The organism is Arthrobacter vasquezii, assembly GCF_029455255.1.
Lineage (GTDB): Bacteria > Actinomycetota > Actinomycetes > Actinomycetales > Micrococcaceae > Arthrobacter_D > Arthrobacter_D parietis.
Genome location: NZ_JAROKN010000006.1, coordinates 41,232 through 64,530 on the forward strand (window position 1 = coordinate 41,232; position 23,299 = coordinate 64,530).

At 64.2% G+C, this 23,299-nt stretch carries 22 protein-coding genes; 12 read left to right on the plus strand and 10 right to left on the minus strand.

Annotated elements, in window-relative coordinates; genetic code table 11:
- Positions 1-39 precede the first annotated feature (39 nt).
- Complete coding sequence (gene hemG, locus P4U43_RS04345) at positions 40-1,482, minus strand: protoporphyrinogen oxidase (RefSeq protein WP_277357622.1); 1,443 nt, start codon at positions 1,480-1,482, stop codon at positions 40-42.
- A complete protein-coding gene (gene hemE, locus P4U43_RS04350) occupies positions 1,479-2,546 on the minus strand; it encodes a uroporphyrinogen decarboxylase (protein ID WP_277357623.1) in 1,068 nt (355 codons plus the stop codon). Before hemE ends, hemG begins: the two co-directional genes overlap by 4 nt.
- Before the next feature lie 198 nt (positions 2,547-2,744).
- Here hemE and P4U43_RS04355 point away from each other — a divergent pair, with 198 nt between their 5' ends.
- Positions 2,745-4,073 carry a glutamyl-tRNA reductase gene (locus P4U43_RS04355; protein ID WP_277357624.1) on the plus strand — a complete coding sequence of 443 codons (1,329 nt, stop codon included), beginning with the start codon at positions 2,745-2,747 and terminating at the stop codon, positions 4,071-4,073.
- 75 nt (positions 4,074-4,148) lie between these two features.
- Here P4U43_RS04355 and moeB read toward each other — a convergent pair whose 3' ends face one another.
- Entirely contained in the window at positions 4,149-5,339 is a 1,191-nt protein-coding gene (moeB, locus tag P4U43_RS04360) for a molybdopterin-synthase adenylyltransferase MoeB (RefSeq protein ID WP_449658165.1), read from the minus strand.
- Between the two features lie 176 nt (positions 5,340-5,515).
- On the opposite strand from moeB, the gene P4U43_RS04365 reads away from it, so the two are divergent.
- The 3 genes from P4U43_RS04365 to P4U43_RS04375 all read left to right on the plus strand — a co-directional run bounded on the left by P4U43_RS04365 (position 5,516) and on the right by P4U43_RS04375 (position 6,759).
- Positions 5,516-6,136: a TetR/AcrR family transcriptional regulator gene (locus P4U43_RS04365; RefSeq protein WP_056549639.1), complete on the plus strand. Its 621-nt coding sequence runs from the start codon at positions 5,516-5,518 to the stop codon at positions 6,134-6,136.
- 77 nt (positions 6,137-6,213) lie between these two features.
- Positions 6,214-6,438, plus strand: a complete 225-nt coding sequence (locus tag P4U43_RS04370) for a DUF3107 domain-containing protein (protein WP_056549637.1) — start codon at positions 6,214-6,216, stop codon at positions 6,436-6,438.
- A 15-nt stretch (positions 6,439-6,453) separates the two neighbouring features.
- Entirely contained in the window at positions 6,454-6,759 is a 306-nt protein-coding gene (locus P4U43_RS04375) for a hypothetical protein (RefSeq protein ID WP_277357626.1), read from the plus strand.
- Between the two features lie 66 nt (positions 6,760-6,825).
- On the opposite strand, the gene P4U43_RS04380 is transcribed toward P4U43_RS04375, so the two are convergent.
- From P4U43_RS04380 to thiO, 3 genes are read right to left on the minus strand one after another with little or no spacing between them, the layout of a single operon-like run.
- Positions 6,826-7,617: a thiazole synthase gene (locus P4U43_RS04380; RefSeq protein ID WP_277357627.1), complete on the minus strand. Its 792-nt coding sequence runs from the start codon at positions 7,615-7,617 to the stop codon at positions 6,826-6,828.
- 1 nt (position 7,618) lies between these two features.
- Complete coding sequence (thiS, locus tag P4U43_RS04385; RefSeq protein ID WP_277357628.1) at positions 7,619-7,867, minus strand: sulfur carrier protein ThiS; 249 nt, start codon at positions 7,865-7,867, stop codon at positions 7,619-7,621.
- Positions 7,864-8,997 (minus strand): glycine oxidase ThiO, encoded by a 1,134-nt coding sequence (gene thiO / locus P4U43_RS04390; protein WP_277357629.1) that lies wholly within the window; start codon positions 8,995-8,997, stop codon positions 7,864-7,866. Before thiO ends, thiS begins: the two co-directional genes overlap by 4 nt.
- Before the next feature lie 147 nt (positions 8,998-9,144).
- Between thiO and thiE the strand changes: the two genes are divergently transcribed.
- Positions 9,145-9,795 carry a thiamine phosphate synthase gene (gene thiE, locus P4U43_RS04395; protein ID WP_277357630.1) on the plus strand — a complete coding sequence of 217 codons (651 nt, stop codon included), beginning with the start codon at positions 9,145-9,147 and terminating at the stop codon, positions 9,793-9,795.
- An 82-nt stretch (positions 9,796-9,877) separates the two neighbouring features.
- Here thiE and P4U43_RS04400 read toward each other — a convergent pair whose 3' ends face one another.
- Positions 9,878-11,353 carry an HNH endonuclease signature motif containing protein gene (locus P4U43_RS04400; RefSeq protein ID WP_277357631.1) on the minus strand — a complete coding sequence of 492 codons (1,476 nt, stop codon included), beginning with the start codon at positions 11,351-11,353 and terminating at the stop codon, positions 9,878-9,880.
- 137 nt (positions 11,354-11,490) lie between these two features.
- Positions 11,491-12,216 (minus strand): ferritin-like fold-containing protein, encoded by a 726-nt coding sequence (locus P4U43_RS04405; protein WP_277357632.1) that lies wholly within the window; start codon positions 12,214-12,216, stop codon positions 11,491-11,493.
- A 68-nt stretch (positions 12,217-12,284) separates the two neighbouring features.
- On the opposite strand from P4U43_RS04405, the gene P4U43_RS04410 reads away from it, so the two are divergent.
- From P4U43_RS04410 to P4U43_RS04420, 3 genes are all read left to right on the plus strand, one after another.
- Positions 12,285-13,799 (plus strand): RNB domain-containing ribonuclease, encoded by a 1,515-nt coding sequence (locus P4U43_RS04410; RefSeq protein ID WP_277357633.1) that lies wholly within the window; start codon positions 12,285-12,287, stop codon positions 13,797-13,799.
- A 295-nt stretch (positions 13,800-14,094) separates the two neighbouring features.
- Entirely contained in the window at positions 14,095-15,711 is a 1,617-nt protein-coding gene (locus P4U43_RS04415; RefSeq protein ID WP_277357634.1) for a DEAD/DEAH box helicase, read from the plus strand.
- Complete coding sequence (locus P4U43_RS04420) at positions 15,711-16,595, plus strand: DNA-methyltransferase (protein ID WP_277357690.1); 885 nt, start codon at positions 15,711-15,713, stop codon at positions 16,593-16,595. The genes P4U43_RS04415 and P4U43_RS04420 overlap by 1 nt, the downstream gene beginning before the upstream one ends.
- Here the strand turns inward: P4U43_RS04420 and P4U43_RS04425 are convergent.
- Positions 16,585-17,430 (minus strand): PHP domain-containing protein, encoded by an 846-nt coding sequence (locus P4U43_RS04425; RefSeq protein ID WP_277357635.1) that lies wholly within the window; start codon positions 17,428-17,430, stop codon positions 16,585-16,587. The genes P4U43_RS04420 and P4U43_RS04425 overlap by 11 nt on opposite strands.
- 117 nt (positions 17,431-17,547) lie before the next feature.
- Here P4U43_RS04425 and P4U43_RS04430 point away from each other — a divergent pair, with 117 nt between their 5' ends.
- Positions 17,548-19,122, plus strand: coding sequence for an aminopeptidase P family protein (locus P4U43_RS04430; protein WP_277357691.1), 1,575 nt, complete (start codon positions 17,548-17,550; stop codon positions 19,120-19,122).
- A gap of 144 nt (positions 19,123-19,266) precedes the next feature.
- On the opposite strand, the gene P4U43_RS04435 is transcribed toward P4U43_RS04430, so the two are convergent.
- Positions 19,267-20,139 carry a general stress protein gene (locus tag P4U43_RS04435; protein ID WP_277357636.1) on the minus strand — a complete coding sequence of 291 codons (873 nt, stop codon included), beginning with the start codon at positions 20,137-20,139 and terminating at the stop codon, positions 19,267-19,269.
- 130 nt (positions 20,140-20,269) lie between these two features.
- Here P4U43_RS04435 and P4U43_RS04440 point away from each other — a divergent pair, with 130 nt between their 5' ends.
- Genes P4U43_RS04440 through P4U43_RS04450 form a run of 3 tightly spaced genes read left to right on the plus strand, consistent with a single transcriptional unit; the run spans position 20,270 to position 23,263 of the window.
- The gene (locus P4U43_RS04440; RefSeq protein WP_277357637.1) at positions 20,270-21,550 is read left to right on the plus strand and encodes a magnesium transporter MgtE N-terminal domain-containing protein; all 1,281 of its coding nucleotides are present in this window, start codon (positions 20,270-20,272) and stop codon (positions 21,548-21,550) included.
- Entirely contained in the window at positions 21,543-22,142 is a 600-nt protein-coding gene (locus tag P4U43_RS04445) for a DUF1003 domain-containing protein (protein ID WP_277357638.1), read from the plus strand. Before P4U43_RS04440 ends, P4U43_RS04445 begins: the two co-directional genes overlap by 8 nt.
- Complete coding sequence (locus P4U43_RS04450) at positions 22,139-23,263, plus strand: Mrp/NBP35 family ATP-binding protein (RefSeq protein WP_277357639.1); 1,125 nt, start codon at positions 22,139-22,141, stop codon at positions 23,261-23,263. The genes P4U43_RS04445 and P4U43_RS04450 overlap by 4 nt, the downstream gene beginning before the upstream one ends.
- Positions 23,264-23,299 lie beyond the last annotated feature (36 nt).

Sequence of the window (23,299 nt, forward strand, 5' to 3'; positions counted from 1 at the left end):
ACAGTCAGTAGAAGGTTACCAATCTCACAACGCCGGGTGTCAACGATCCGCGAGCAGGCGCCTGGCCAGTGCAGCCCCGCGGTCACGGGCATTGTCGATCACCGCTACCAGCCCCGTGCCCGCAAGCCATGCACCGGTGAGTTCAAGCCCGGGCTCAGCGGCTGCCGCAGCGCGAATGCGGGCAACCCGGTCCCGGTGCCCCAGCGTGGCGTGCGGCAGTGCATTCGTCCATCTCACTACGTCCCAGTCAACGACGTCCGTCTGCGTGATCTCGACCCCAAGAAGCGCCGATGCATCCTGCAAGGCGGCCAGATAGAGGTCAGCGTCGGGTTGTTGTGCCGCTTCGTCGTCAACTGCGCCGCGACCGAAGGACAGGCGCAGCACATGGCTTCCCGGGCCTGCCCGCTCGGCCAACCACAGCCACTTGGCGGTGGCGTGAGTCAACGCCTTTGCCCGCATACCGGGCGCATCCCTGGCTACCAGCACGCCCGTCCCGCGCGGCGCCGCATCGAGCTCCGGCACATCAACCACCAGGCTGACCAGAGCCACCGCCGGTACCACAGCCGGACGGTCGTCGGCCAGTCCCGGTACCGTCGGCGTCAGCAGGTCGACGGCGGTGGGACCGTCAGTTGCAACCACCACGGCATCGGTCTGCATAGCGCCGGTCCGGGTGGTCACGGTCCAACCGTTGGCAGTGCGCTGCACGCGCTGCACGCGCTCCGATGCCCGAAGGACTGCGCCGTCACGCTCCAGGCGCTGGGACAGCGCAGACGCCAACTGGTGCATCCCACCCTCAAGACCCGCGACGGCGGTGCCCGCCGGCGCAGCTTTCCGCATGGCGCCCACTGCCGCGCCGAGCGATCCGTGCTTACGCATCATCGCCCGTAATCCGGGGGCGGCCGCGTCGACATCGAGGTCATCAGGATCAGCCGAGAGCACACCACCGACGACGGGAGCCACCAACCGCTTCAGCACCTCCGGCCCCATCCGGGCGCGTACCACCGCACCGAGGCTGAGCTGATCCTGGTTCAGCAGGTTGCCCAGGGGCAACGCACGGTCCAGGCCCGCCCTGAGGCTCGCTGCACGCCCGATCAGCCCGGGCAGCGCAGGATCGCGCACATCCGCGGGTATCCCAAGGATTCCGGATTGTGGCAGCGGGACCGCGGTGGACCCGCTCTCCGCTGACCGCAGGTACAGCCACGCACCGGCCCCATTCGGGGTGCGGATCAAGTTGCCCAGCCCGAGCTCACGCGCCAGAGCCGGCACAGTGTCGGAGCGGGTCGAGAACGACTCCGCACCGGCGTCGAGCGTTAGTCCGGCCAGTTCATGGCTGGCTACGGACCCTCCGAACACCGCAGAGGATTCAAGCACGGTCACGTGCAGACCCGCCACCACCAGTTCCCGCGCAGCGCACAATCCGGCGATCCCGCCTCCGATGATGACGACGGCGGGGCCAGCCTCGACCTGCTTCCCTCGGATCATCGGCTCGGCGGCACCGAATGAATGAGTGAAACTACCCTGGTCAACACCTCGGGGTCAGCATCGGGCGGAACGCCGTGCCCGAGGTTGACCACGTGACCGGGAGCAGACGATCCCGCTTCCAGCACTGCCCGTACGTGCGCTTCGAGTACCTCCCACGGTGCCGAGAGGAGAGCTGGATCGATGTTGCCCTGCAGCGCGACCGTTCCGCCGAGTCTCCTGTTGGCTTCGTCGAGCGGAAGGCGGTAGTCCACTCCCACCACATCGACGCCGACATCCCGCATGGCCACCAGGAGCTCCGAGGTGCCCGTTCCGAAATGCACGAGCGGTGCTCCGAGGTCACGGATATGATCGAGCGCACGGGATGACGCCGGCGCAACGTGCTCTACGTAGTCGTCTAGCCCCAGCGATCCGGCCCACGAATCGAACAGCTGACCGGCACTGGCGCCGGCTTCCAGCTGCGCCCGCAGGAACAGGCCGGAGGCGTCTGCCGCCCACTCGGTGAGTGCCCGCCAGGCATCGGGATCCGCGTGCATCATGGTGCGGGGACCCAGGTGATCGCGGGACGGCCTGCCCTCGACCATATAGGCAGCGAGCGTGAATGGAGCGCCTGCAAAGCCGATCAGCGGCGTGCTTCCCAGTTCAGCGACGGTACGGGCCACCGCCTCCCGGATCGGATTCAGTGCCCGGTCCGTCAGTTCAGGTAACGCTGCGATGTCCGCCGCGCTGCGGATGGGGCTTCCCAGAACGGGGCCAACACCGGGCACAATGTCCACGTCCACGCCTGCGAGCTTGAGCGGGATCACGATGTCGGAGAAGAAGATGGCGGCGTCGACGTCATGGCGCCGCACAGGCTGCAGGGTGATCTCGGCGGCCATGGCGGGATCAAGGCAGGCGTCAAGCATGGCTGTGCCCTCCCGCAGCGCGCGGTACTCCGGCAACGAGCGTCCCGCCTGCCGCATGAACCAGACGGGTCTGCGGGACGGTGTCCGGCCGAGGTAGGACTGGATAAGCGGAGACTCCGACGTCGTTCCGTCCGTCAGGGGGTGCGTTGCGCTGAGGGTCATGGGTCGATTCTGCCGAAGTTCGACCCGCTTGGATAACCGCGTTCCTCGCTGGTGGTCGAAATCACCTTCCTGCAGGGACGAACCGAAGCGGCCATCCGCCTTCACTTCCGCTCAAGGGCGCGGATTCCGACGCTGTAAGGACCTTGGTGGGTTAGGCAACCCTATTAGGGTCCCGATGCCCGTCTTGGCTATGCTGGAATGGCTGTGAATTACTTTTCCTTGGTCGCGACCCACTCGGATATCGACCTGGAGACGGTCGCCCGGCTGAGCGTCGGGGCCGCCCAGGTTGCTTCATCCGCGCTTCAAGACAGCCCGGCGCTTGCCGGCGCGGTATCGCTTGCCACCTGTAACCGCTTTGAAATCTACGGCGAGGCCACCTCTGACGCGGATATCGAGGCAGCCCGCTCATCGCTTATTGCAGCAATCAGTGACACCTCCGGGTTGCCGAAGAGCAAGGTCTCCGGATCATTCACCACCCTCACCGGGCAGGATGTACCGCGCCACCTCTTCAGCGTGAGCGCAGGGCTGGATTCCGCCGTCGTCGGCGAACGGGAAATAGCTGGCCAGGTGCGTCGTGCGCTCGTCGAGTCCCAAAGCACGGGAACCGCCAGCGGCGGTCTTGTGCGGCTCTTCCAGGCAGCCTCCCGTACTGCCCGTGATGTCGGGGCGCAAACCGCCCTCGGAGCGCGCGGACGCTCCATTGTCTCGGTTGCCCTCGACCTCGCTGCGGACCTCTCAAGTACCCGCGACCTCTCGGAGAAGTCAGTGGTTGTCTTTGGTACCGGCGCCTACGCGGGAGCTACCATGGCACTCCTCCGCGAACGCGGCTGCACAGATGTTTCCGTCTACTCCCCCTCGGGGCGGGCTGAGGGTTTTGTCGCCACGCGCGGCGGAACCGCCCTCTCAGACGAAGCACTGCCCGGTGCGCTCACTCGCGCGGATGTCGTCATAGGCTGCAGCGGCAGTGAACGCCGGGTCAGCGCTGCCGACATGCAGCAACTGAGGGAAGGCGTTGACCGCACCCTCGTGATCGTAGACCTCGCACTGAACCACGACTTCGATCCCGAGGTGGCTTCTGTGCAGAACGTGGAACTCATCACGCTGGAGTCGGTGCGCCTGGCCGCACCTGAAGAACAGGCGGAATCACTTCGCCAGGCCGGTGAGTTGGTGTCCGGTGCGGCCGAGGCCTTCCAGGAACAGGCCGCTTCGCGGTCCGTTGATGCTGCAATCGTGGCCCTTCGCAAGCACACTCAACAGGTGCTCGACGCCGAGATGGCCCGTGTCCGTGCGCAGCACGGCTGCACCGCTGCAGCAGAAGAGGTGGAGTTTGCGTTGCGCCGGATGGTCCGCCAACTCCTTCACGTTCCCACGGTTCGTGCGCGGCAGCTCGCCGCGGAGGGACGGCAGGAAGACTACACCTCTGCACTGGAGGCCCTGTACGGGATCGAACCTGAGGACGCCGCTGCACCGCCGCCGGAACAGAGCTGTCCTGTTCACGAGTTGGAAGCCCGCACCGGAACTGTCTGAAGTTTCGGGCGGCGCCCGCGTTTTCCGGCACCTGCTTAGTACTGCTGGATACTGCTGGATACTGCTGGATACTGCTCAGTACACAGGTTTCTCCGGTTCGACGTCATGGACCCACTGCAGGATTCCGCCCTCCACGTTATAGACCCTGCCCGCACCCTGTTCGCGAAGATGCCGGACGACATTGGCGGAACGGCTGCCGGCTTTGCAGTGGACATACATTTCCCGGGCAGTGTCGAGTTCTGTCTCGCCTGAAAGGATCCGGTTCTGGGGCATTAGAGTGGCTCCTTCGATGCGGACAATGTCATATTCGCCCGGTTCGCGCACGTCTATCAGGTCGAAGTCACGCCTACCCGCAGCACGTTCCTTCAGCAGTTCCTCCAGTTGTGCGGCGGTAATCGAGGGCAATTCTTCCGGTTCCTGCTCAGTGTTCGGCGTAAGTCCGCAGAACGCTTCATAGTCGGAGAGTTCAGTGATCGGCGCAGCCGAAGGATCTCTGCGTACCCGCAGTTCGCGCCACGTCATGTCGAGTGCATTGAAAATCAGTACCCGTCCCAAAAGCGTTGAACCGATCCCGGTGATCAGCTTGATCGCCTCGTTGACCATCACTGAGCCGATTTGCGCGCACAACACACCGAGCACGCCTCCTTCAGCGCAGGATGGAACTGCACCCGGCGGAGGCGCTTCCGGGTAGAGATCACGGTAACTGGGGCCTCCCACCGAGGGCTCGGCCCAGAAGACGCTCACCTGACCGTCGAAACGCAGGATGGAGCCCCAGACATAAGGTTTACCGAGGATCTCTGCGGCGTCGCTGACGAGGTACCGGGTAGCGAAATTATCCGTACCGTCAAGGATCAGGTCATACCCGGAAAAAATTTCGATGACGTTGCTGTTGTCCAGACGTACCTCGTGCCGGATCACCGCTACGTGCGGATTGAGGTCCACGATGCTTTGCTCGGCCGAGCTAGCTTTAGTCTGGCCGACATTGCCCACCCCGTGAATTACCTGCCGCTGCAGGTTGGAGACGTCGACGACGTCGTCATCCACAATTCCGAGCGTTCCTACTCCGGCCGCGGCAAGATAGAGGATCGCAGGTGAGCCCAGGCCGCCGGCACCAATCACCAGGACCCGCGCGTTCTTGAGGCGCTTTTGGGCTTCAAGTCCGAACTCCGGAAGGATGAGGTGACGTGAATACCGCTCTATCTCTTCCTTGCTGAGCTCGGCGAGGGGTTCCACCAACGGGCCGGGGGAAAGAGTCAAAGGACGCATGCTTCAATGTATGCCCACGGGCTGCCTGTTGCGTAACACTGTTGCGGCGTCCACTGCACGACCCACTCGGATGCCGTCAGAGCCCGTTGCCGCCCGTTGCGCAGTAGACTGGAGAACCCCGCTGCACGGCTGGGGATTCAGGTCCGTATGAGACACACAACCGAAAGCCCAGACACGTGAGTTCAGAGGCACCGGCAAACGGAAAAGCCACCCGGCTGCCGCGGGACGAGCGGCGGCGGCAATTGCTGAGCGCCGCCCATGAGGTGTTCGTCGCGAATGGATACCACGGCGCGGCAATGGATGAGATCGCCGAAGTTGCGCATGTCAGCAAACCGGTGCTGTACCAACACTTTCCCGGGAAAAGGGACTTGTACCTTGCACTGCTGGAAAGCCATCTAGCATCGCTGACCGAACTGCTGGTCGAGGCGTTGCGGTCCACCACGGACAACAAGATGCGCGTGCACGCCACTATGCGCGCATACTTCCAGTTCATCGCGCAGGACAGCCAGGCCCACCGGATCGTCTTCGAATCGGACCTCAATAACGACCCTGATGTCAGCCGCCGCCTTGAAGCGTTCAATGCACGCTTCGCTGACGAGATCGCCGGCGTCATCTCAGGAGACACGAGGCTTTCCCATCTGGAGGCAACCCTGCTTGGGCGGGCTATGGCCGGCATGGCGCAGGTCAGCGCCCGATACTGGCTGGAGACGGACGGTAGCCTCGACATCGATGCAGCCAGTGAGCTCGTCTACCGTTTAGCTTGGCGCGGAATTAGTCGGTTCCCCAAAGAAATGTAAGTTACATTTCCCTTAGTTCAGAGGCGCCGGGTGTGCACCTCCGAGAGTCATTTGCTCGTCAACGAAAGGCTTTAGCTGTGGAAATCAAGATCGGCGTTCAGAACGTCAACCGCGAAATTGTGCTCGATTCGAACCAGACGGCAGACGAGGTTGCCGATGTGGTCAGCAAAGCAATGAACGGTGGCGCAGAACTTCGCCTGACCGATTCCAAGGGGCGCCAGGTAATCGTTCCCGCCGGTGTTCTTGGCTACGTCGAGATTGGCGAGAGCGAGTCGCGCCGCATCGGGTTCGGCGCTCTCTAACCGGAGTGATCCTCCATGGTTTCGCTGATTGTGGTCACCGGCGTCGCCATCTCCATCGGTTTCTTCGCCTGGTTTGCTGACCGGCGCCATCATCGATATGGAATGCTGCTGCTTCCCGGGATCTCCCTCAGCTCGGCGCTGATCCTGTGGATCATTCTGCAGTTCGCGGGGTTGGGATACCATCCTGATCTGTTCTGGATGGTCTGGCTCCTACCGCTGGTTGCAGCAACCATCGTGACCGCGTGTGCCGCCTGGTGGTTCGGCCGTCACCGCGAGCAGGCAGACGCAGAGGCCATGACTGCAATTCTCAAGCGGCGCTGATCAGCTGACTTCCGCTAGGCGATTCAGCCAAGAGGCACAGCTAATCGGTGCAGCTAATCGGTGCAGCTAGAGATCAGCGCGGCCATCGTGTGGTGACGAAGCGAGCGCATGCTCACGTTTGGGTATCCTTCCTGCCCGTGACGCCAGACGACCAGCCAGAACAGCGTGCCGAAACGCGGCCGCCATTGCCACGGGGTCCTGGGCGCGGGTTACCGCTGTGGCCAGGAGAACCGCGTCACAGCCCAGCTCCATCGCGAAGGCCGCATCCGACGCCGTGCCGATTCCGGCGTCGAGCACAATGGGGACTCCTGCGCGGGACACGATGAGCTCAATGTTGTGGGGATTCAGGATGCCCAGTCCTGTGCCGATCGGTGCACCCAGCGGCATGACCACGGCTGCACCCAGCTGCTCAAGTCGCAGGGCGAGGACGGGATCGTCGTTCATGTAGGCAAAGACGGTGAACCCGCGGGACACCAGCGTTTCGGCTGCTTCCACCAATTCCAGGGCGTCCGGCAGCAGGGTGTGCTCGTCGGCGATGACTTCGAGCTTGACCCAGTTGGTTTCCAGTGCCTCCCGGCCAAGCTCAGCAGTCAGAACGGCTTCACGCGCAGTGAAGCATCCGGCGGTGTTCGGCAGGATACGCATCCCTTGCGAGTGCAGGAGCTGGAACAGCGATGCTCCTGTTTCCGGTGTGTAGCGGCGCATTGCGACGGTGGTCAGTTCCGTCCCTGATGCAGCGAGCGCCTCACCGAGTCCCTCCATGCTGGGCGCTCCCCCGGTTCCCATGATCAGCCGGGAGTTCAACGGGATTCCGTCGATTACGAGGGTGTCGGCGCTCAGCGTTGTGCTCGGGTCCATGTCATCCTCCCTGTACGGCAGTAACGAGTTCGATGTCGTCGCCCTCAGTCAGTTCCCAGCCGGACCACTCGCTACGCGGAATGACCGCCGAGTTGACCGCCACGGCCACACCAAGGCGTGACCCGTCAGCCGGTTGCCCGGTAGGTGTCAGATTTTTGCTGGTGAGCTCGGCCACGAGATGCAACAGGTCCAGGGCGAGGGTAGCTGATTGCACCCCGTTCACGGTGACGGTTTTGGCCAATGCGTTCATGCTTGTCCTTCCTCAAAACGATCCGGCCTGTACCGCTCAAGGCCCGGCGGGCACGGTTTGCCCTCCAGCAGGTCCACGCATAGCGCGGCCGCCACCGGCGTCAGCAGTACTCCGTGGCGGAAGAAGCCGGTTGCAATGATCAGTCCGTCAGCTCCGGGGACAATACCGAGCAGCGGCGCGTTGTCCGGCGTACCGGGACGTGCGCGGCACAGCGCTTCCTCTAGTTCAAGCTCAGCAACGGCCGGAACGAGCTGGCGGGCGTCGCGCAGCAGTTGATAGACGCCCCCTGCTGACACGCCGCTGTTGCCGTCCTCGCGCATTGTTGCGCCGAGTACAACGGTTCCGTCCGCGCGGGGAACCAGATAGACGGCCGTACCACGCACCAGACCGCGAACGGTGTGGCTGAGCAGCGGCTGCAGTGCAGCGGGTACCCGTAGGCGGAGGATGTCACCGTAGATTGGCCGCAGCGGAAGCCGGCACGGCAGCCCTGCAAGTTGTGCGGCCGCAAGACCGTTCGCAACGACAGTGTGGCGGGCCGGAAGGACGCTGCCGTCTTCAAGGATCGCGCCTGTCACACGACGGCCGTCATAATCAAGGCCGGAGGCTCGTGCCTGGACCAGGCGTCCGCGTTCGCCGAGGGCAGCCAGCAGCGCTGCGGCCAGCTTCCGCGGATCGACCTGGTGGTCGTCCGGCGCGGAGAACGCCGCGGTGGCAGCTGGTCCGATCATTGGCTCCGACCGGCGTGCCTCGCGGAGGGACACCTGTTCAACGGACAGGGAATGGTGGGTCTGTACGTCTCGGAGGTCAGCGAGTGCGGTGCGGTCGGCGCCGTCGATCGCCAGGACCAGGGTGCCGGTTTTGCGGTAGCCGGGATCAATTCCCGTCCAGGCGAGGGAGGAAAGGAAGTCCGGGTAGCGACATGCGGAGTCCACCGTGAGCTCGAGAAGGTGCTCTTCGCGGTAATGCAGTTCGCTGGCCGGGGCGATCATGCCTGCAGCGGCCTGAGTGGCGCCGGTTGCGGGATCCGGGTCCACCAGTGCGACCGAATGCCCCCTGCGGATCGCTTCCCAGGCGATCCCAAGCCCAATGATGCCCCCGCCGATCACAGCGACGTCCACGTGTTTCTCCACCAGGAGTCCTTCCCTACGCCGGCATGATCCGGATCAGGTTCGTTGTTCTCACAACGCGGTCGGCGTCGGACGCCCTCTCAGCCGTGTGGCAGACCGGTGATTCCCGGACGCGGCACGGCTCCCGCAGTACCCCCTTATTGTAGGGGTATGAAACTGAGCGCTGCCCACCTTTACCTGTGCACGGATTCGAGACCACAGCAAAAAGACTTCGACGCTTTCGTTGACGCTGCCTTCGAGGGCGGCGTAGACATCATCCAATTAAGGGACAAGTCCCTGGAAGCCGCACAGGAGCTCGAGCTGCTTTCGGTGCTGCGTGCGTCCGCCGTTGCACACGGGAAGCTTTGGTCCGTCAATGACCGCGCAGACATCGCCGCGGTCAGCGGCGCCCCGGTACTGCATGTTGGGCAGCGGGACCTTCCTCCTGCGCTCGCGCAACAATTCCTGCACGACGGCGGCACCATAGGGCTCTCGACGCACTCACCTGCGGAGGTGGCCGGTGCTGCAGCGAACGACGACGTCGGATACTTCTGTACTGGCCCGGTCTGGGCCACGCCGACCAAGCCCGGGCGGACCGCCGTGGGCCTCGAACTGGTGCGCGAAGCTGCGCGGCTGGAGGCGGACCGGGCCCGTGAGGGTTTGGCGTTGAAGCCCTGGTTTGCCATTGGCGGAATCGATCTGCTGAACGTGGAAGAGGTGGTGGCGGCTGGCGCGGCGCGAGTGGTCGTGGTCCGGGCCATTACCGAGGCGGATGATCCGCAGGAAGCGGCGGCGAAGCTCCGGGCACAACTTCCCGCCTAGCTGTAGTCTCCGCAACCGGTGTGTCCCCCACAACCAGCGCCCGCGCCAGCCCGCACCGCCGGCGCCGGGGCGGTGCCGTTGGTCAGGGTGGCTCTGCGTTGGAGCTCGTGCCGGTGTCAGAGCGCGCGAGGTGGTTGTGGATGGCTTGTTCTACTTGCCAGTAGCGGTTGCGTCTGGGTGTTCGTTGCGGGTCGTGGTATTTGGGTGGTGTGAACCAGGGGATTCCGTGGACTGATTCGACTGTCCAGTTTCCTTCGTGGATCTGGTGGTGGTGTCGGGTGCAGAGCAGCACGCCGTCGCTGATGTTGGTGGTTCCGCCTGCAGCCCAGGGAATGATGTGGTGGGCTTCGCACCAGGTTGCGGGCGTGGTGCAGTCGGGGAACGCGCACCCCTTGTCCCTGGCCACGAGCGCCCGTCGCAGATGCGGTGGGAAGAGACGTTGGGCGCGGCCGATGTCCAAGACCTGACCCTTGCCGCCGAGAACGAGCGGGAGGATGTCGGCATCGCAGGCAAGCTTGCGGATGCTGCGGGCACTTATCTGTTGGGCGAAGACCGAATGCCCGTCATGTCCACCGTGCCCGTCGTGTCCGCTGTCTGCCAGGTCTTTGAGGAGGTCACGGTAGTTGATGGTGACCATTACCTGGGGTCGGTGTCCTCCGGTCGCTGGAAGACCATCACCTGCCAGTGCAATCCGGCATGCTGAAACCAGCCCGTCGAGGAGGTTCTGTTCACGGGTCGGCTCGTCCGGACTGGTTAGAGCTTCTTTGCCGCGGTCCGTCGTGCCGTCTCCGTCGGTCGTGCGGTCTCCGTTGCCAGTGGTGCTGTGGGTTCTGGGGTTGGCGGCGGTGTTCATGACGGTGATGAGGTGTTCGAACTGCTCATCGGTGGCGCCGATTTCCATGAAGTGCAGTCCGTGGCGTCTGCCGCGCAGGAACACACCCTGACGTGCACGCAGCGTTTTTTCGGTGGGCTCGGTGCCGTCCTGGTCGATGATGTCTTCCCAGCGTTGGGCGAGGGCCCGCAGGACGTCTTCGTCGGACTCAACGGCCTGGCGGACCAGGTGCTCTTCCATGGCATCCAGCTCACGGCCGGTCGCGACAGTGGAGACCCGGTGCACGGAGTTGCGGATGATGGTGGCGGCACGGCTGCTGACCGCTCCGGCACTCGTGGCTTCAGCCAGAACAGCCAGGGTAGGTGCGGCGGTGGCGCCTGGCCCGGGAACATCGGGCAGGACGTCATGTCCGAGGCGTAACCGGCGGTTCGCTTCGGAGCGGCTGATACCGATTTTCGCCCGCAAATAGTCCGCAGTGTTCTTGTACGGATCTAGGGCGTCAACGGTAGCGAGTTGGTGGTCCTCAGCGGCACGGGCAACCACAGTCTGCAAGTGATCGACCAGGTTGGAGAGCTGCTCGACCTCCACCAGGGTCACCGCGGCCTCCTGCGGGCTAAGCGTCAGGTAGTTGGACTCGAGATCCCGCACGTAAGCCAGTAAGCCGGACCGCATCCCACCCAGGACGGAAGCATCCTCCGGGTGGGGTTCGAGCGGTGCGACGGCCATACCCAAAATTTTATCGAACACGTGTACTAACCGCGACCGAAAACCACCAATGTGCAGGACTAGTGGAACAAACTTATCCACATGCCAGTGAAGGAATCGCCAACCGCTGAACACCCCCACGTCGCGGGTAGCTCCACTCAGGCCGTTAGCCCCAACGAACTCATACGGCGCGAATGATTACGGGTGAGTTGCGCAAAGAGTTGGGCAGTCTGCCGTTCATGATCCGCAGAAGAGCCCTTGAACAGGAGCCCGCCCAGGAACTGGCGTTCGATGCCCACGCGTTGCGCCTGGGTCAGCGCCTCCCCCACCAAACGGCGTCCCCACAGCGCAAGCCGCGAAGCGAGCCGGGGATCGTCGGAAAGAGCTGATTTCAACCGTGGCTGCAGCAGACCCCCCTGCTCGGCAGTTGACTGGATACGGGCAATAATCTCCCGCGTGTCGTCGTCGAGGTGTTCAGCGAGCGCGGTGTAGAAGTCACCGGAGATTGCGTCAATGACGTAGGCCTTCATCAGCGACTCGTACCAGTCAGCCGGGCGGGTCCGCTCGTGGAAGGAGTCGATCGATGCCTGGAAGGGCCGCATTGCCTCTTCAACGTCAACACCGAGGCCCGCAAGGTGCGCGCTGACCATCTCGAAGTGCTCGAATTCCGTCACGGCAAGCCGTCCCAGCGCAGCCCGGTCCCGCAGGGTCGGGGAGAAACGAGCATCCGAGGACAAGCGCTCAAACGCCGAAAGCTCGCCATAAGCCATGACGCCGAACAGGTCGACAACAAACTGATTGAGCGGCCCCAACCCGGTGCCGGCCCTCTCCGCCGGGGATGCTGGCGAAGGGCTCGACGGGGAAGGCGGATGCAAGGCAGTCATGGGAACAAGGGTACCCGCGCGCCGATTCCTTCCGCTGCTCCAGCTGACTGTGTACTACGGTGGGCACTGTGCCGTATTCTCATCTGGATCTGAGCAACCGGGACTCCCAGGTACAGCTCACCGCAGCGCTGGAAAGCCTCCGGCAGGAACTGGAACTGCGCGCCGACTTCCCGCCCGAGGTGTTGGCGGAGGCGAAGGCTGCTGTGGACTCATTCGTACCGCCGGAACGTGACCTCACCGGTCTCGGCTTCATCACAGTCGACCCTCCCGGATCAACCGATCTGGATCAAGCCTTTCACCTGGAGCGCGCCGGATCCGGCTACCGCGTCTGGTACGCCATTGCGGATGTTCCCGCCTTCGTGGCACCGGGCGGTGCGATAGACACGGAAGCCCGCCTTCGCGGCCAGACCATGTACGCACCGGACGGCCGCATCTCCCTCCACCCGGAGAAAATCGCTGAGGACGCAGCCAGCCTGTTGCCGGGCAGGAACCGGTCCGCCTTCGTCTGGGAGTTCGAACTGGACGAGGCCGCACAGGTGGAGTCCGTCGTCGTCGGGCGTGCTGTGGTCAGGAGCCGTGCGCAACTCACCTACGACCAGGTGCAGGAAGACCTCGACTCAGGCGGCGCCGCGGAGAACCTGACCCTCCTGAAGGAGATTGGAACCAAGCGCATCGCACTCGAGAAGGAGCGCGGCGGCGCAAGCCTGAACCTTCCGGAGCAGGAAATCGCGCACGACGGCGAACGCTACTTCATCGTCACGCGCCCGCCCCTTGCGTCTGAAGACTGGAACGCACAGCTTTCGCTGATGACGGGCATGGCGGCCGCCGAAATCATGCTCGAGGGAGGCGTGGGGATACTCCGCACCATGCCGGCCCCTGACGAGACGTCCCTTGCCCGGTTCCGGCACCAGGCCCGCGCGCTCGGGCGCTCCTGGCCCGCGAACGTCCCCTACGGCGAATTCCTGCGCAGCCTCGACACCTCAGATCCGCGCCAGCTTTCACTCATGCATGCTGCTGCGTCACTGTTTCGCGGCGCCGGCTATACATCGTTCGACGGCGCTATTCCCGAGTCAGTTGAGCAGGCGGCGATCGCCGCACCCTATGCCCACACCACCGCACCTCTCAGGCGCCTGGTGGACAGATTTGTCCTGGTGACCTGCGAAGCGCTGTGTGCCGGCAGGGATGTTCCCGACTGGGTTCGGAATGCCCTTCCGGAACTGAATGCTCTGATGTCGTCCTCGAATCAGCTGGCTTCACGACTGGAGAGCGGCGCGATCGCTGCCGTGGAGGCAGCATTGCTGAGCAACCGCGTGGGCGAGGAGTTCGACGCCGTCGTCATCACGGGCTCGAAGCCGTTACCGGACGCGTCGGTCACCGCCAACGGTAACGGCGCGCCGCACGGAGTCATTCAGGTCGCTGACCCTGCGGTCGAGGCACGGTGCGACGGCGTCATGACGGCCGGCGATGAGGTGCGTGTCAGGTTGGTCACCGCTGATATCGCCCGGCGGGAACTGCGCTTTGAACTGGTGCGGAGCGTTCGGCAGGAGGAGTCGCCGTCGGAAAGTGAAAGTGCGGCAGGGTAGACTTGAACGCGTAGTAATGGATGCCCGGTCGTTCTTAAGAACTTAGTTTCAGTTTCCGAACGCGGTGGGCCGCAGTTCAACGAACAGGCGGCCTCCCTGCAATCGACCCGCAATACCTACGCGATCTTAGTCTTCCCAGCTCGGAAGCGGAACGTTCCGCTTCCGAGACGCAGTTGTTAGCCCGCGATCGGCTTCCACTGGACGCCCTGCCTCGTCCTGCTCCGAGCGGGCCCCTGTTTTCGGGCCCGGCGTTGAGCCTGCGCGGCGGCAGTGCCTAATCGAAACGGTAGTAAGAGTGACCACAGACAACCACCACCTCCATGCAGACAACAGCGACGACGAAATCTTCGTAGAAGAAACCCTCGTCACCACTGATGAGCCGCATCAGGAAACTCCTGAGACCTTCGCTGACTTCAATGTCCGCCCCGATATCGTCGAAGCCCTTGCGGACGCGGGGATCGTGCATCCCTTCCCCATTCAGGCCATGACGCTCTCCATTGCCCTCGGCGGCCACGACATCATCGGCCAGGCCAAGACTGGAACAGGCAAGACACTCGGTTTCGGCGTGCCCGCGCTGCAGCGCGTGGTGGGCCCGTCGGATGACGGCTATGACAAACTTCCGGCGCCAGGTGCTCCGCAGGCGCTTGTCGTCGTACCCACGCGTGAGCTTGCCGTCCAGGTTGCCGCTGACCTGACGAAGGCTGCGGCAAAGCGCAATGCCCGCATCGTCACCATTTACGGTGGCCGAGCGTATGAGCCCCAGATCGAGGCCCTCAAGCGCGGAACCGAAGTTGTGGTGGGCACACCGGGACGCCTGATCGACCTGTACCGCCAGAAGATCCTGTCGCTCAAGAACGTCCGCATCGTGGTGCTGGATGAAGCCGACGAAATGCTGGACCTCGGGTTCCTCCCGGACGTCGAGACCCTGATGTCAGCAACGCCCTCGGTGCGCCAGACGCTCCTGTTCTCGGCCACTATGCCCGGCCCGGTCGTTGCCATGGCGCGCCGCTACATGTCCCACCCGACGCACATCCGCGCCGCTGACCCCGAGGACGACGGCGCCACCAAGAAGGACATCCGCCAGGTTATCTACCGTGCGCACAACCTGGACAAGGACGAGGTTGTAGCCCGCATCCTCCAGGCCCGCGGACGCGGACGCACCATCATCTTCACCAAGACCAAGCGCACGGCCGCCAAGCTTTCGGAGAAGCTGATCGACCGAGGCTTCGCGGCCGGAGCCATCCACGGCGACCTCGGCCAGGGAGCGCGCGAGCAGGCCTTGCGGGCCTTCCGCGGTGACAAAATCGATGTCCTGGTGGCCACCGAGGTTGCGGCCCGCGGTATCGACGTTGAGGACATCACCCACGTCATCAACTTCCAGTGCCCGGAGGATGAGAAGGCCTACCTGCACCGCGTGGGACGTACGGGGCGAGCCGGCAAGAAGGGCACCGCCGTCACCTTCGTCGACTGGGATGATGTTCCCCGCTGGGGCCTGATCAACAAGGCCCTCGGCCTCGACCAGGCGGAACCGGTTGAAACCTACTCCTCATCACCGCACCTGTACACGGACCTTGACATCCCCGAGGGCACCAAGGGCCGGCTGCCCCGCGCGCAGCGGAAGCTGGCCGGCATCAACGCCGAGAAGCTCGAGGATCTCGGCGAGACCGGCAAAAAGAACCGCACAAACGACCGCGCGCGCTCCGGCGGCAACAGCGGGCGGCGGGGTTCCGATGAAAAGGCAGGCGGTCGTCGTCGTACCGGTGGATCCGGCTCAGCCGGTGAGGACCGCTCTGCGGACAGCGGTCCAAGGCAAGCGGACCGGACCGAAGGGTCCGAGCGGCCCAAACGCAACCGGTCCCGTACGCGTCGGCGCAACGGCGAAGTGATCCCCAAGCCCGCTGCAGACAGCTGATCAATAGCGTGGAAGCAACACCGGTCCATCCGGCCTGGCGGCCGGATGGACCCAACCTTGTGGTGCAGGCAGACAACCTGGAATACCTTTCCCGGCTGCCGGACAACTCCTTCGCCATGATCTACGTGGATCCGCCGTTCAATACCGGCCGCGCTCAGCGCCGGCAGCAGACCTCGATGGTCCGCAGCGCGCCCGGAGCCGGGGACCGCGTCGGATTCAAGGGGCACAGCTACTCCACCGTCAAGGGCATGCTCGCGAGCTACGACGATGCGTTCGAGGACTACTGGGAGTTCCTTGCGCCCCGCCTGGCGGAGGCGTGGCGGCTGCTGGCAACGGACGGAACACTCTACGTGCATCTGGACTACCGCGAAGTGCACTATGCCAAGGTGATGCTGGACGCCCTGTTCGGTCGCGAATGCTTCCTCAACGAGATCATCTGGGCCTACGACTACGGTGCCCGCGCGAAGAGCCGCTGGCCCGCCAAACACGACAACATCCTGGTGTACGTGAAGGATCCGTCCGGGTACTACTTCAACAGTGCCGAGGTGGATCGTGAGCCGTACATGGCGCCGGGTCTCGTCACACCGGAGAAGGTCGCCCTCGGCAAGCTGCCCACTGACGTCTGGTGGCACACCATCGTTTCCCCGACGGGCAAGGAAAAGACCGGCTATCCCACCCAGAAGCCTGAGGGCCTGGTTCGCCGTGCGGTGGCTGCCAGCAGCCGGCCGGGAGACTGGGTCCTGGACTTCTTCGCGGGCTCCGGAACGCTTGGCGCAGTCGCAGGCAAACTTGAGCGGCGCTTCGTCTGCGTGGACAGCAATGAACAGGCAATCGACGTGATGACCCGGCGCCTCGGCCCATGGTTGGCACCCCCTACCGGATGACGCTGCTTCCGGTCGCCATCTCCTCCAGGCGTGCGAACATCTCCGAACTCGTAACGTTCTCCCCCAGCCGGTTCGGCTTGCCCGTTCCGTGGTAGTCACTGGATCCCGTCACCAGCAGATTGTGCCGGGCAGCGATGCGTTGAAGCTCCTCCCGCCCCTCCGGAGGATTGTCCCTGTGATGAATTTCCAGGCCGAGCAGACCAGCATCGATCATCTCGCCGGTGGTTGCACTATCCACAATCCGCCCACGTGCGGACGCCACGGGGTGGGCGAACACCGGAACCCCGCCGGCTTCGCGGACCAGTGCGACGGCGTCTGCCGGGTGGGGTGCATAGTGGCTCACCCAGTAGGGCGAGCGTGCACTGAGCATGTTCGCGAATGCTTCGCTCCGCGTGCCGACAACGTTCAGCGTCACCAGAGTGTCCGCAATGTGTGGCCGCCCGATAGTCGCGCCGTCAGCAACGTGTTCAAGCACGTGCGCCCAGGAAATGGGATAGTCGGCGGCGAGTTTCTCGACCATGCGCTCGGCCCGGGTAAGCCGAGCGTCCCGGGAGCGTCCGATCTCAGCGAGCAGGCCCGGGTGCTCCGGGTCATGCAGGTAGGACAGCACGTGCACACTGATACCCGTATCGGTGCGGCAGGACACCTCCATCCCGGGCACCAGTACCAGCGACAGATTCCGTGCCTCCTGCGTGGCCGCTGCCCATCCGGCGGTCGCATCATGATCGGTCAGCGCGATGACATCCAGACCGGCAGCCGCGGCAGCGCGCATGAGGTCCGCAGGACTTTCAGTGCCGTCTGAGACGTTGGAATGGGCGTGCAGGTCAATTCTCACCAAACAACTGTACGCCCGCTCCGCTCGTGTCGGCGGTGCCGGATGTTTGGCTCATTTCTCCGCCGGTGGGACCATGGTGTGGTGAGTACAGCAGAGAACACCCCACCGGCAGTAACCATGACCCCGACCGGCACCGGCAGTGACGCCACACCTGTCACACCGGAGGAACAGCCGCTGTCCAGTCGCAACGAGAACCGGTCCCAACGCCCGGATTCTGATGCTTTCAAGGCCTTCATGAGCTCCAGTTGGGCCGCAAAAGGTACTGATCTCCCCGCGGAGGCTGAGGTTGCGCGGTACGCCGCCCAGCGTCGCCTGAAAATCTCCCGCCAGTTCCCGGGTGAGCGCCTTGTCATTCCCGCCGGGCCGTTGAAGGTCCGTTCCAACGACACCGATTACCGCTTCCGGCCGCACTCCGGATTTGCCCACCTGACCGGGCTCGGCCTGGATCACGAGCCGGACGCAGTGCTGGTGATGGAACCTGCCGAAGAGGGCAAGGGCGACGACGGCGGCAATCACCATGCCACGCTTTACTTCCGTGAACTGGCCGGCCGGGACAGCGCGGAATTTTATGCAAACGCACGCTACGGCGAATTCTGGATCGGTTCCCGGCTCTCCCGCGCGGAAGTGCGCGCGCTGCTGGTCCTGGAAACAGCCGACCTTGCCGATCTTGAAGCGGCAATCACGAAGGACGCGGGTGCTGTCGAAATCGGTGGCATCCGGATCCGGTTGCTGCGTGAAGTAGACCTGAACGCGGACGCCCTGGTGGACACCTCCCGAATCAACACCTCCGTGGACCTGGAGGCCTCCGACGAGCTCGACGCAAAGCTCGCGGAGGCCCTGTCCGAGCTCCGCCTGATCAAGGACGATTGGGAGATCGCGCAGATGCGCAAGGCTGTGGAGGCAACGGTGAACGGCTTCCACGAGGTGGTCAAGGAACTGCCGCGCGCCATCACGCATCCCCGCGGCGAGCGCGTTGTCGAAGGAGCCTTCTTCGCGCGCGCCCGGGAGGAAGGCAATGACCTCGGTTACGACACCATCGCAGCCTCGGGAAACAATGCCACGATCCTCCACTGGATCCGCAATAACGGGCAGGTGGGCGCTGAGGACCTGCTGCTCCTGGACGCCGGCGTCGAAGCAGACAGCCTGTATACCGCGGACATAACCCGGACACTGCCGGTCAATGGGAAATACTCGGAGATTCAGCGCAGGGTCTACCAGGCCGTACTGGACGCCGCGGACGCCGGTTTCGCCGCCGCAAAGGTTGGCGTGAAGTTCCGGGAAGTGCATGCCGCCGCTGTGGCCGTCCTGGCTGAACGGCTGGATGAGTGGGGTTTCCTTCCGGTTCCGCTGGAGGAGGCGCTCTCGCCAGAAGGCCAGCATCACCGCCGCTGGATGCCGCACGGCACCAGCCACCACCTCGGTATGGACGTGCACGACTGCGCCCAGGCCAAACGTGAGCTTTACCTGGACGGGACCCTGACGGAGGGGATGGTCTTCACCATCGAACCCGGCTTGTACTTCAAGGACGAGGACCTTGCAGTTCCCGAGGAGTACCGAGGCATCGGCGTCCGGATCGAGGACGACATCCTGATGACGGCGGACGGTCCGGTCAACCTCAGCTCGGCGCTCCCCCGTGAGCCCGACGATGTCGAAGCCTGGATGGAAGGCATCTACAGCCCGACCGGCGAGTAGTGGTTAGATCCGCACCCACTCGATGAATGCGGATTCAACGAACATGGCGTAAAACGAAGAACGCACGAAAAGAAGAAGGCGGACAGCCGTAGCTGTCCGCCTTCCTTGTTCGTAAGCGCCGGGTTTTCACGCGACGCATTCCAGCTATTCCTTGCGGGATTCCTGTGGCTGCGCGTCCTGCACGGCAGGCTCGGCCTGCTCAGGCTGCTCAGGCTGCTCCTTGACGGGCTGGGACTCCACGCGCACTCCGTACTGCGGCCTGCCGTCCGGCAGATCGGGGAACTGGCCGCGGGTGGAGCGTTTGTTGGCGGCCTGCTGTTCCTCGCCGCCTTCAGCGGATTCGGACGTTTCAGCGGACGTGGCGCCGTTCGCGGTCTCCGGTGCCTGCACATGCGGCGGCTGGGCCGGCGGCTGGCTCCAGCCCTCCGGACGCTGGACCGGCGGCTGGCCCTGCTGCGGGTGCTGATTGTGTTGAGGCGGCGTCCCCCACGGCTGAGAGGACACGCCCGCACCTCCCTGTGGACGCGAGTTCATGGGAAGCTGCTGGAGCATCCGCCGCGCTTCGCCTGCAACGGCGGGATCGACGAGAACGTCGTAGCTGGTGGCCACAACCTGGCTGGTGGAGGTGAAGTCACGCTTACCCCGCTGGAACGCATAGGCGATCACGCCGAACAGCACCCAGAAAACGGCGCCGAGCGCCATGGAGGACAGGATCGGCAGGTACGTCGAGTCCCCGCCGAAAAGCGTCAGGATAAAACCGACGAACAGGCCAAACCACGCGCCGGTCGCTGCGCTGGCGAGTGCAACCCGCGGGTAGCTGAGCCGTCCGGTCACGCGTTCCACGGTCTTGAGGTCATTGCCGATGATCGAAACCTGCTGCACCGGGAACTTGCTGTCTGCTAGGTAGTCCACCGCCTTCTGCGCATCCAGATAGGAGTCGTACCGGCCAATGGTCTCGCCCTTCGGCAGCGTACGGCCCTCATCGCGTGAGGCAGTTCGTCCAAAAACGTTTGACATACTTTCATTGTTGCCTAGATACCTCCCACCGTGTCGCCGTATCGCTCGCGGTGAACTTCTCCCGGCGCTGCGCTGTGCGGGCTGTCACGCGATACGGCTCTGGTGCCGCAACGGCAGTAGCCTTGAGGATGTGAGCAGCAACCCAACGCGCGTATTCGTGGCACGCCTACTGGGCCTGGACGTTTTCGACCCGCTCGGAGACCGTCTCGGGCGCCTTCGTGACGCCGTCGTGCTGGACCGCGGACCAGCGGTTGTGCCGCAGGTGGTGGGCCTGGTGGTCGAGGTTCCCGGGAAAAAGCGCGTCTTCGTGCCAATGACACGCGTCACGTCCATCGACGCAGGGCAGATCATCTGCACCGGACTGGTCAATCTCCGCCGCTTTGACCAGCGCGGCGCGGAGCGGCTCGTGGTCGCCGAGGTGTTCGACCGCAGGATCACACTCCGCGACGGCAGCGGTGAAGCCACAATTGAAGACGTCGCCATGGAGAAGGACCGCTCCGGCGACTGGCACGTGTCCCAGATTTTCGTTCGCCGCGGCGGCCCGCAGTCACGGCTTCGGGGCCTGCGCCGCGGTGAGCGGCTCATCATCGACTGGCTCGACGCCTACCATGGCGCTGCAGATGAGCCGCAGGCGGCAACAACATTCCTGGCCCAGCATGATGACCTGAAGGCCGCAGACTTCGCTGACGCGCTCCATGAAATGAGCGACAAGCGCCGCATTGAAGTGGCGGGCGAGCTCCAGGACCAGCGCCTCGCTGACATTCTCCAGGAACTGCCCGACGACGACCAGGTACAGATTCTGTCGTCGCTCGACCGGGAACGGGCGGCCGACGTACTGGGAGAAATGGATCCTGACGACGCCGCCGACCTCCTGAATGAACTGCCGGAGGATCAGAAAGAGGAGCTGCTTCAGCTTATGGAGCCGGATGACGCGAAGGACGTCCGCCGCCTCCTGCAGTACGAAGAGGACACTGCGGGATCCCTCATGACGCCCGTCCCGGTCATCCTGCCTCCGGAAGCCACCGTTGCCGAGGCTCTGGCGCACGTGCGCCGGGAGGAGCTGACACCGGCGCTGGCGTCCTCCATCTTCGTCTGCCGCCCGCCGCTGGAAACTCCGACCGGCCGTTACCTCGGCGTGGTTCACATCCAGCAGCTGTTGCGTTATCCTCCGCCGGAGCCCCTGGGCAATATCGTCGATACCGATCTGGAGCCCGTCAGCGACCAGGCGAATATCAGCGAGGTTTCCCGGATTCTCGCAACCTATAACCTGAACTCATTGCCGATTGTCAACGGCGATGGCCGATTGGTGGGGGCGGTGACCGTTGACGACGTTCTGGATCACCTGCTCCCCGAAGACTGGCGTGCCCAGGATGTCACGCCTGACCTGACGCGGGGAGGCACAAATGGCTGAGAGAACCAGAACTGCGACCACGAGCGGCCTGGACACACCGCGCGAAAGCCGCGCCCGGTTGCTGCCCAGGCTGCGCCCCAACCCTGACGCATTCGGAAGTGCAACCGAGAACTTCGCGCGATTCATGGGCACGCCGCAGTTCCTCTTTTACATGACGGTGTTCGTCGCCGTGTGGCTGGCCTGGAACAGCTGGGCTCCCGAGGACTGGAGATTCGACAGCGCAGCGATCGGCTTCACGCTGCTCACGCTGATGTTGTCCCTCCAGGCCTCCTACGCCGCTCCGCTCCTGTTGCTGGCCCAGAACCGCCAGGATGACCGCGACCGCGTCTCGCTGCAGCAGGACCGGCAGCGCGCGGAGCGCAACCTCTCGGACACTGAATATCTCACGCGGGAAATTGCGGAACTGCGCATCGCCCTGCGCGAGGTAGCCACACGGGACTTCGTCAGATCCGAGCTGCGCTCGGTCATGGAAGAACTGCTCGAGTCAGCAGACGGGCAGGATGCACCGCCCCAGCGCAGGTCCAAACGCAGGGTCTCCGACGCCACCGTTTCCCTCCCCCAGGTGCCGCCGGTGCGCAAGGACCGGCAGTGACGCAGGAATCTGCGGTCCTCGCTGCGCTGGGGAAGGTTCTTGATCCGGAGCTTCGGCGTCCTATCACCGAGCTGGGCATGGTGGAGGGCATTACAACGCACGACGACGGCGCCATCACCATACGCGTCCTGCTCACCATCGCGGGATGTCCGCTTCGCGACACAATTACCCGGGATGTCGAAGCCGCGGTTGGTGGACTGCCCGGCGTCACCGGAGTATCGGTGGAGTTGGCCGTGATGACCCAGGACCAGCGCGACGCGCTGAAAGAGCGGCTGCGCGGCCCCGGAGCGAAACGTGGGATCCCTTTCAATGAGCCGGGCTCGCTCACGCGGGTTCTTGCCGTTGCAAGCGGCAAGGGCGGAGTTGGCAAGTCGAGCGTTACGGTGAACCTTGCGACGGCGATGGCTGCGCGGGGCCTTCGGGTCGGAATCGTGGATGCGGACGTCTACGGATTCTCGGTACCGGGACTGATGGGGATCAGCCAGTCTCCCACGAGGGTGGACGAGATGATCCTGCCTCCGGTGGCGTATGGGGTCAAGGCAATCTCGATCGGCATGTTCGTCGCCGGAAACCAGGCTGTTGCATGGCGTGGACCCATGCTGCACCGTGCTCTGGAGCAGTTCCTGCAGGATGTGTATTTCGGTGATCTTGATGTTCTGTTCCTGGACCTGCCGCCCGGGACAGGCGACATCGCTATCTCCGTGGCGCAACTACTTCCTGACGCCGAACTTCTGATCGTCACGACTCCCCAGTCCGCGGCTGCGGACGTCGCAGAACGGGCGGGCTCCATGGCCGTGCAGACTGGGCAGAAGGTTGCGGGGGTCGTCGAGAACATGTCATGGCTCGAGCTTCCCTCCGGTGAGCGTATGGAGGTGTTCGGCAGCGGCGGCGGCGCCGAGCTTGCGCGCCGACTCACCACGACGGTCGGGTATGACGTCGCTCTTCTCGGCAGTATCCCGCTTGAACCTGCGTTGAGGGAGGGCGGGGACAAGGGGCAGCCCGTGGTTCTGGCACGGGGTACCGGAGCGTCAGAGGAGTTGAACCGGATTGCTTCTGCCCTGGCCGTGCGGCCCCGCGGGTTGAGCGAGAAACTGCTGAAGGTTACTCCTAAGGGAACCTGAGCCGTTCGACGACGCAAAAATTCCCTGGGGAGCGCT

What these genes read in the sequence shown, in the direction of transcription:
- hemG (WP_277357622.1), bottom strand. Translation starts at nt 1,482, where the DNA reads ATGATCCGAGGGAAGCAGGTCGAGGCTGGCCCCGCCGTCGTCATCATC.
- hemE (WP_277357623.1), bottom strand. Translation starts at nt 2,546, where the DNA reads ATGACCCTCAGCGCAACGCACCCCCTGACGGACGGAACGACGTCGGAG.
- P4U43_RS04355 (WP_277357624.1), top strand. Translation starts at nt 2,745, where the DNA reads ATGGCTGTGAATTACTTTTCCTTGGTCGCGACCCACTCGGATATCGAC.
- moeB (WP_449658165.1), bottom strand. Translation starts at nt 5,339, where the DNA reads ATGCGTCCTTTGACTCTTTCCCCCGGCCCGTTGGTGGAACCCCTCGCC.
- P4U43_RS04375 (WP_277357626.1), top strand. Translation starts at nt 6,454, where the DNA reads ATGGTTTCGCTGATTGTGGTCACCGGCGTCGCCATCTCCATCGGTTTC.
- P4U43_RS04380 (WP_277357627.1), bottom strand. Translation starts at nt 7,617, where the DNA reads ATGGACCCGAGCACAACGCTGAGCGCCGACACCCTCGTAATCGACGGA.
- thiS (WP_277357628.1), bottom strand. Translation starts at nt 7,867, where the DNA reads ATGAACGCATTGGCCAAAACCGTCACCGTGAACGGGGTGCAATCAGCT.
- thiE (WP_277357630.1), top strand. Translation starts at nt 9,145, where the DNA reads ATGAAACTGAGCGCTGCCCACCTTTACCTGTGCACGGATTCGAGACCA.
- P4U43_RS04400 (WP_277357631.1), bottom strand. Translation starts at nt 11,353, where the DNA reads ATGGCCGTCGCACCGCTCGAACCCCACCCGGAGGATGCTTCCGTCCTG.
- P4U43_RS04405 (WP_277357632.1), bottom strand. Translation starts at nt 12,216, where the DNA reads ATGACTGCCTTGCATCCGCCTTCCCCGTCGAGCCCTTCGCCAGCATCC.
- P4U43_RS04430 (WP_277357691.1), top strand. Translation starts at nt 17,548, where the DNA reads ATGACCCCGACCGGCACCGGCAGTGACGCCACACCTGTCACACCGGAG.
- P4U43_RS04435 (WP_277357636.1), bottom strand. Translation starts at nt 20,139, where the DNA reads ATGTCAAACGTTTTTGGACGAACTGCCTCACGCGATGAGGGCCGTACG.
- P4U43_RS04445 (WP_277357638.1), top strand. Translation starts at nt 21,543, where the DNA reads ATGGCTGAGAGAACCAGAACTGCGACCACGAGCGGCCTGGACACACCG.